Origin of the sequence: Streptomyces corynorhini, assembly GCF_003346515.1 — a bacterium.
Classification (GTDB): domain Bacteria; phylum Actinomycetota; class Actinomycetes; order Streptomycetales; family Streptomycetaceae; genus Streptomyces; species Streptomyces corynorhini.
This window is the reverse complement of record NZ_QQNA01000349.1, coordinates 1-7664: the sequence shown is the minus strand read 5'-3', so window position 1 is coordinate 7664 and position 7664 is coordinate 1. Positions and strand designations below refer to the sequence as shown.

The window sequence follows — 7664 nt, the reverse complement described above, 5'->3', positions numbered from 1 at the left end:
GGGGGGAGCCGGGGCGGCCCGCCCGCCCGGACCGCCCCGGCTCACCCCTGGCTCACCCCCGGCGCAGCGCCCTCGTCGCGCCCGCCGTGACCGTCGTCGCCAGGATCCAGCCCACCACCGTCAGGGCCGCCGCCGCCCACTGCCAGCCGCCCGCCACCAGCCAGTAGCCGTCCTGCCCGAAATCGATGACGGGGATCAGCAGATCCAGCGAGTAGAGCGCCGGATTCCACGCCGGGTGCTCCTCCGCCCGCAGGGCCGGTGGCGCGTTGCGCGCGAAGGCCACCGTGCTCGCCCCCCACAGCACGGCCATCCACAGCGCCGCCCGCCCCGGCCGGTAGCCGTACGCCACCGTCCAGTCCTGCACGTACCCCCAGACCTTCCCGGCCAGCGGCAGCGTCTCGCGGCGGCGGCGCTGCTTGGCGAGGAGCACCTCGCGGGCGTCCGCGTCCTCGCCGCTCTGCCGCAGGACCTGCGCCAGCCGTTCGTACGGCTCGGGGGAGTACTCCGGTGTCGCCGCCGCCAGCCACTCCAGACGGCGGATGAGCGGGAAGTGGCCGAACGGCACGAGGTTCTCGTACGTGAAGCCGCCCATGCCGAGACCGCCGGGGCCCGGCCAGCTCGTCGACATGTCGATGAGGGTGACGATCCGCGCACCGCTCAGCACCACCCGCCCCTCCTCGACGTGGTCGCAGGTGAACCGCAGTTCGGGCGTGACGATCCGGCGCAGCGACAGCTCCTCCTCGGGAGTGAGGAAGAACCGCGCCTGGTCCACGTCGACCGCGTCCCCGAACCGCCCGTCGTCCAGCCGCACCCCGCCCCGGCACTCGAAGCGCTGGAACCGGGAGCCGAGCAGGGCCGCGGAGCCGGCCGCCGTCCCCGACCCGACGCCGTACGGCGGTGTGACGCCGGGGCCGCCGGTGTCGTCGCTCGCCCAGGCGCCGGTCATGTGCAGCGAGCGCTCGACCGTCAGCTGAGGCGCGTTGAGCGCGCGCCGCCCCTCCGCCGCGCGCAGCCGGCTGCCGCGCAGGCTCAGCGACACACCGATCTGCGCGCCGCGCAGACTCACCTCGCCGTAGGTCTCGATCTGGTCGGCCTGCAGGTCCTGCGCGACGACCAGGCCGTCGGCCGCGATCGCCCGGCCGCGCCGGTCGGGCCGTACGTCGATCTCGCTGATCAGCAGGTCCGTGCCGATCCGCGCGTCGGTCAGCCGGATGCCCCGGTCGACCCGGCAGCGGGGCAGATGGAGATCGCCCTCGGTGTGCAGCCGGGCGGCCTCCAGCCGGGGGATCGCGCAGCTCACCATGCGCAACGTGGTGAAGTGCGACTCGGGCAGCACCACCTCGTTCTCGAAGCGGCAGCCCGTCAGCTCCATATACGGCGCGACCGTGCCGCCCGCGAGGTTCAGCGTCCCGGTGATCTGCACACCGCACAGCTTGAGCGCCGCCACTCTGCCGGGCAGCGCGGTGGGGCCGCTGAGCAGCAGCAGAGCGACCACCCGGGCGCGCACACTGCGCTCCGTGCCCCAGGGGCGCGGCGCGAAGGGATCGTTCAGCAAGGGATCCGATGTGCTCAGGTCGTACGTGCTGCCGTTGCGGAACGACTGCCACATGCCGAGTTCCGCCGCGCTGAGCCAGTCGGGAGATTCGTCGTACGGCTCGGTCACGGCCGCGCCTCCGCTTCCCCGTGTGCGTACAGATGGTCCGAACAACTGATGACAGTCGGTCCGTACAACTGCGGGCAGTTGCTCCGTACAAACGTTGTTCCCTCTCTGTGGCGTACTGAACACAATGAGTGACATCGATGGTGTGCGGCGGTGGTGGCGTCATGTATCAGCCAGTGATACAGCCGTCCGACGGCCCGGTCCGGTCTGCGAGAATTGACCCCGTGATCTCACGAATCGATCTGCGCGGCGAACCCCTCCCCGAGGGCGGAGCCCTGCGTGACCTGCTGCCCCGAGCCGAATTCGACGTGGAAGCCGCCCTGGAGAAGGTGCGGCCCCTCTGCGAGGACGTGCGGCATCGGGGCACGGCGGCGCTGATCGAGGCCGCGGCCCGGTTCGACGGTGTACGGCTGGAACGGGTACGGGTCCCTGGCACCGCGCTCACCGCCGCGCTGGCGGCGCTCGACCCCGAGGTGCGGGCCGCGCTGGAGGAGTCGATCCGCCGCGCCAGGCTGGTGCACCGCGCGCAGCGCCGCTCCCCGCACACCACGCGGGTGGTGCCGGGCGGCTCGGTCACCGAGAAGTGGGTCCCGGTCGAGCGGGTCGGGCTGTACGCGCCCGGCGGGCGGTCCGTCTACCCCTCGTCCGTGATCATGAACGTGGTGCCGGCGCAGGAGGCCGGTGTCGCGTCGATCGCGCTGGCCTCGCCCGCGCAGAGGGAATTCGACGGACTGCCGCACCCCACCATCCTGGCCGCGTGCGCGCTGCTCGGTGTCGACGAGGTGTACGCGGCGGGCGGCGCCTCGGCCGTCGCGATGTTCGCGTACGGCACGACGGGCCCCGACGGCTGCGCGCCCGTGAACATGGTCACAGGCCCCGGCAACATCTGGGTCGCCGCGGCCAAGCGCTACTTCACCGGCCGGATCGGCATCGACGCCGAGGCAGGCCCCACCGAGATCGCCATCCTCGCCGACGCCACCGCCGACCCGGTGCACGTGGCCGCCGACCTGATCAGCCAGGCCGAGCACGACCCGCTCGCCGCCGCCGTCCTGGTCACCGACTCGGCCGAGCTGGCCGACGCGGTCGACAAGGAACTGGATCCGCAGGTCGCGGCGACCAAGCACATCGACGACCGGGTGGTCCCCGCGCTCTCCGGCCGGCAGTCGGCCACCGTGCTGGTCGACTCCGTCGAGGACGGCCTGCGGATCGTCAACGCGTACGGCGCCGAACACCTGGAGATCCAGACCGCGGACGCCACCGCCGTGGCCGAGCGCGTACGCAACGCGGGCGCCGTCTTCGTCGGCCCGTACGCCCCCGTCTCGCTCGGCGACTACTGCGCCGGCTCCAACCACGTCCTGCCGACCGGCGGTTGCGCCTGCCACTCCTCCGGGCTCTCGGTGCAGTCCTTCCTGCGCGGCATCCACATCGTGGACTACGACAGGGACGCCCTCGCGGAGGTCGCCCACCACGTGGTGACACTCGCCGAGGCCGAGGACCTGCCCGCGCACGGCGCCGCGATCAAGGCCAGGTTCGAGTGGAAGGTGCCAGGAAAGTGACGTTCGGCGGAAGTGAGTACGACGAGCTGCCCGTCCGGGACGAGCTGCGCGGCAAGTCCCCCTACGGCGCGCCCCAGCTGGACGTCCCCGTACAGCTCAACACCAACGAGAACCCCTACCCGCTGCCCGAGGCACTGGTCGAGCGGATCACCGAGCGGGTCCGCGAGGCCGCGCGCACCCTCAACCGCTACCCGGACCGGGACGCGGTGGAGCTGCGCACCGAGCTGGCCCGCTATCTGACCCGTACCGGACACCACCCGCTGACGACCGCCAACGTGTGGGCCGCCAACGGCTCCAACGAGGTCATCCAGCAGCTGCTCCAGACCTTCGGCGGCCCCGGCCGCACCGCGATCGGCTTCGAGCCCTCCTACTCGATGCACGGCCTCATCGCGCGCGGCACGGGCACCGGCTGGCTCTCCGGGCCGCGCCACGCGGACTTCACCATCGACGTGGCGGCCGCGAAGGAGGCGCTCGCCGAGCACCGGCCCGACGTCGTCTTCATCACCTCGCCCAACAACCCCACCGGCACGGCCGTCGACGCCGAGGCCGTCCTCGCGCTGTACGACGCCGCCCAGGCCGCGAAGCCGTCGCTGGTCGTCGTGGACGAGGCGTACGTCGAGTTCAGCCACCGGGACTCGCTGCTGCCGCTCATCGAGGGCCGCCCCCACCTGGTCGTCTCCCGCACGATGTCCAAGGCGTTCGGTGCCGCCGGGCTGCGCCTGGGCTATCTGGCCGCGCACCCCGCCGTGGTGGACGCCGTCCAGCTGGTGCGGCTGCCGTACCACCTGTCCGCCGTCACCCAGGCCACCGCGCTCGCCGCGCTGGAGCACACCGATACGCTGCTCGGGTACGTCGAGACCCTCAAGGCCGAGCGGGACCGGCTGGTCACCGAGTTGCGCGCCATCGGTTACGAGGTCACCGACTCGGACGCCAACTTCGTCCAGTTCGGCCGCTTCGAGGACTCCCACGCGGCGTGGCGGCGGATCCTCGACCGGGGCGTCCTCGTCCGCGACAACGGCGTACCGGGCCGGCTGCGGGTCACCGCGGGAACCCCGTCCGAGAACGACGCGTTCCTCGACGCGGTACGTGATCTCAAGAAGGAGCAGAGCGCATGAGCCGCATCGGCCGCGTGGAACGCACAACCAAGGAGACGTCCGTCGTCGTCGAGATCGACCTCGACGGCACGGGGAAGGTCGACGTGTCGACCGGGGTCGGCTTCTACGATCACATGCTCGACCAGCTCGGCCGGCACGGCCTGTTCGACCTCACGGTGAAGACCGAGGGCGATCTGCACATCGACTCGCACCACACCATCGAGGACACCGCCCTCGCGATCGGCGCCGCCTTCAAGCAGGCGCTCGGCGACAAGGTGGGCATCTACCGCTTCGGCAACTGCACGGTGCCGCTGGACGAGTCGCTGGCCCAGGTGACGGTGGACCTGTCGGGGCGCCCGTACCTCGTCCACACCGAGCCCGAGAACATGGCGCCGATGATCGGCGCGTACGACACGACGATGACCCGGCACATCCTGGAGTCCTTCGTCGCGCAGGCCCAGATCGCGCTGCACGTCCACGTCCCGTACGGGCGCAACGCGCACCACATCGTGGAGTGCCAGTTCAAGGCCCTGGCCCGCGCACTGCGGTACGCGTCCGAGCGCGACCCGCGGTCGGCCGGAATTCTTCCTTCCACCAAGGGCGCCCTGTGACCGGGCTGTCGAGCATCCTGATCTTCATCGGGCTGTTCCTGGCCGGCGGGGCGTACTCCTTCCACAAGCAGAAGCTGCCCAAGGGCGTGATCGTGCTGCTGGGCCTGTGCTCGGCGCTCTGTCTCGTCGCCGGGGTGCTCCGTATTCAGGGGATCTGGGAATGAGCGCGGTAACGCGGAAGAACGTCGTCGTCTTCGACTACGGGTTCGGCAACGTCCGCTCGGCCGAGCGCGCCCTCGCGCGGGCCGGCGCCGAGGTCGAGATCACCCGTGACTTCGACCGGGCGATGAACGCGGACGGGCTGCTCGTGCCCGGGGTGGGCGCCTTCTCCGCCTGCATGAAGGGGCTGAAGGAGGCCCGCGGCGAGTGGATCATCGGCCGCAGGCTGGCCGGCGGCCGTCCCGTGCTGGGCATCTGCGTCGGGATGCAGATCCTCTTCGAACGCGGCATCGAGCACGGCGTGGAGAGCGAGGGGCTGGACGAGTGGCCGGGTACGGTCGAGCCGCTCAAGGCCCCGGTCGTCCCGCACATGGGGTGGAACACGGTCGAGGCCCCGGCGGACAGCGACCTGTTCGCCGGACTCGACGCCGCCGCCCGGTACTACTTCGTGCACTCGTACGCCGTGCGGCAGTGGGGTCTTGAGGTCACCAACCCCAAGATCCGCGCCCCCCGGGTCACCTGGGCGACGCACGGCGAGCCGTTCGTCGCCGCCGTGGAGAACGGCGCCCTGTGGGCCACCCAGTTCCACCCCGAGAAGTCCGGCGACGCCGGCGCCCAGCTGCTGACCAACTGGATCGGAACCCTCTGAATGTCCTCTGTGCCGAAGCCCGCTGTGCCGGCTCTCGAACTGCTGCCCGCCGTCGACGTCCGCGACGGCCAAGCCGTCCGGCTCGTCCATGGTGAGTCCGGTTCCGAGACCTCGTACGGCTCCCCCCTCGAAGCCGCCCTCGCCTGGCAGCGCTCCGGCGCCGAGTGGCTGCACCTGGTCGACCTCGACGCGGCGTTCGGCACCGGTGACAACCGCGCGCTGATCTCCGAGGTCGCCGCCGCGATGGACATCAAGGTCGAGCTGTCCGGCGGCATCCGCGACGACGACACGCTCGCCGCCGCCCTCGCCACCGGCTGCACCCGGGTCAACCTCGGTACGGCCGCGCTGGAGACCCCCGAGTGGGTCGCGAAGATCATCGCGGACCACGGCGACAAGATCGCCGTCGGCCTCGACGTACGCGGTACGACGCTGCGCGGACGCGGCTGGACCCGGGACGGCGGCGACCTCTACGAGACGCTGGCCCGGCTCGACGCCGAGGGGTGCGCCCGCTACGTCGTCACCGACATCGCCAAGGACGGCACCCTCCAGGGCCCCAACCTGGAGCTGCTGACGAACGTCTGCGCCGCCACCGACAAGCCGGTCGTCGCCTCCGGCGGGGTCTCCTCGCTGGACGACCTGCGGGCCATCTCCGCCCTGGTGCCCGAGGGCGTCGAGGGCGCGATCGTCGGCAAGGCGCTGTACGCGAAGGCGTTCACGCTGGAAGAGGCGCTGGCGGCGGTGGCCCGATGAGCGAGGACTCCGTGCGACGGGTACGGAAGATCTCCTCCGGCGGCCCCTGGGAGGAGTCCTTCGGCTACTCCCGCGCGGTGGAACTCCCGAACGGCCTGGTCCTGGTCTCCGGCTGTACGTCGGTGGTCGACGGCCGGATCGCCGAGGGCGGCCCGTACGAACAGGCCGCCACCGCGTTCGGCGTCGCCCTGAAGGCGCTCGGGGAGCTGGGGCTCGGCGCCGACGACGTGGTGCGCACCCGCATGTACCTGACCCATGTGCGCGACGCCGACGAGGTGGGCCGCGCCCACAAGGAGCTGTTCGACGCGGCCCGCCCGGCCGCCTCGATGGTCGTCGTCGCCGGACTCGTCGACCCGAGCCTGGTCGTCGAGGTCGAGGTCGAGGCGTACCGGGCCCCCGGAGGTGCGGCATGACGCTGGCCGTACGGGTCATTCCCTGCCTGGACGTGGACCGGGGCCGGGTGGTCAAGGGCGTCAACTTCCAGAACCTGCGCGACGCGGGCGACCCCGTCGAGATGGCCAGGCTGTACGACGCGGAGGGCGCCGACGAGCTGACGTTCCTCGACATCACCGCCTCGTCCGGCGACCGCGAGACCACCTACGACGTGGTGCGCCGCACCGCCGAGCAGGTCTTCATCCCGCTCACGGTCGGCGGTGGCGTCCGCACCGCGGACGACGTCGACAAGCTGCTGCGGGCCGGTGCGGACAAGGTGGGCGTCAACACCGCCGCGATCGCCAGGCCCGAACTCATCCGGGAGATCGCGGAGCGCTTCGGCAGCCAGGTGCTGGTGCTGTCGGTGGACGCCCGGCGGACCCCGGACGGGTCCTTCGAGGTCACCACGCACGGCGGCCGCCGGTCGGCGGGCCTCGACGCCGTCGAGTGGGCGCACCGCGCCGCCGAGCTGGGGGCGGGGGAGATCCTGCTCAACTCGATGGACGCGGACGGCACCAAGGACGGCTACGACACCGTCATGATCGAGTCCGTCCGCAAACACGTCACCGTGCCCGTCATCGCGTCCGGTGGCGCGGGCCGTCTCGCACACTTCGCACCGGCCGTCGACGCCGGGGCCGACGCCGTACTGGCCGCGTCCGTCTTCCACTTCGGCGATCTGCGGATCTCCGAGGTCAAGGACGCCCTGCGGCTGGCGGGGCATCCGGTGCGCTGAACGCCGACGCGCCGAACGCC

9 protein-coding genes are annotated in these 7664 nt (G+C 71.8%); 8 read left to right on the top strand and 1 reads right to left on the bottom strand.

Annotated elements, in window-relative coordinates; translation table 11 throughout:
• Window positions 1-52 precede the first annotated feature (52 nt).
• The gene (locus DVH02_RS31790; protein ID WP_114627314.1) at window positions 53-1663 is read right to left on the bottom strand and encodes an oxidoreductase; all 1611 of its coding nucleotides are present in this window, start codon (window positions 1661-1663) and stop codon (window positions 53-55) included.
• A gap of 221 nt (window positions 1664-1884) precedes the next feature.
• On the opposite strand from DVH02_RS31790, the gene hisD reads away from it, so the two are divergent.
• From hisD to hisF, 8 genes are read left to right on the top strand one after another with little or no spacing between them, the layout of a single operon-like run.
• Window positions 1885-3216: a histidinol dehydrogenase gene (gene hisD, locus DVH02_RS31785; protein ID WP_114627313.1), complete on the top strand. Its 1332-nt coding sequence runs from the start codon at window positions 1885-1887 to the stop codon at window positions 3214-3216.
• Window positions 3213-4331 carry a histidinol-phosphate transaminase gene (locus DVH02_RS31780; RefSeq protein WP_114627312.1) on the top strand — a complete coding sequence of 373 codons (1119 nt, stop codon included), beginning with the start codon at window positions 3213-3215 and terminating at the stop codon, window positions 4329-4331. The genes hisD and DVH02_RS31780 overlap by 4 nt, the downstream gene beginning before the upstream one ends.
• Window positions 4328-4921: an imidazoleglycerol-phosphate dehydratase HisB gene (gene hisB / locus DVH02_RS31775; protein ID WP_114627311.1), complete on the top strand. Its 594-nt coding sequence runs from the start codon at window positions 4328-4330 to the stop codon at window positions 4919-4921. Before DVH02_RS31780 ends, hisB begins: the two co-directional genes overlap by 4 nt.
• Window positions 4918-5085 carry a hypothetical protein gene (locus tag DVH02_RS35760; protein WP_199566485.1) on the top strand — a complete coding sequence of 56 codons (168 nt, stop codon included), beginning with the start codon at window positions 4918-4920 and terminating at the stop codon, window positions 5083-5085. The genes hisB and DVH02_RS35760 overlap by 4 nt, the downstream gene beginning before the upstream one ends.
• The gene (hisH, locus tag DVH02_RS31770; protein WP_114627310.1) at window positions 5082-5729 is read left to right on the top strand and encodes an imidazole glycerol phosphate synthase subunit HisH; all 648 of its coding nucleotides are present in this window, start codon (window positions 5082-5084) and stop codon (window positions 5727-5729) included. Before DVH02_RS35760 ends, hisH begins: the two co-directional genes overlap by 4 nt.
• A 24-nt stretch (window positions 5730-5753) precedes the next feature.
• A complete protein-coding gene (priA, locus tag DVH02_RS31765) occupies window positions 5754-6479 on the top strand; it encodes a bifunctional 1-(5-phosphoribosyl)-5-((5-phosphoribosylamino)methylideneamino)imidazole-4-carboxamide isomerase/phosphoribosylanthranilate isomerase PriA (RefSeq protein ID WP_114627316.1) in 726 nt (241 codons plus the stop codon).
• Window positions 6476-6892: a RidA family protein gene (locus DVH02_RS31760; RefSeq protein WP_199566484.1), complete on the top strand. Its 417-nt coding sequence runs from the start codon at window positions 6476-6478 to the stop codon at window positions 6890-6892. Before priA ends, DVH02_RS31760 begins: the two co-directional genes overlap by 4 nt.
• Complete coding sequence (gene hisF / locus DVH02_RS31755; protein WP_114627309.1) at window positions 6889-7644, top strand: imidazole glycerol phosphate synthase subunit HisF; 756 nt, start codon at window positions 6889-6891, stop codon at window positions 7642-7644. The genes DVH02_RS31760 and hisF overlap by 4 nt, the downstream gene beginning before the upstream one ends.
• The last annotated feature ends 20 nt before the right edge of the window (window positions 7645-7664 follow it).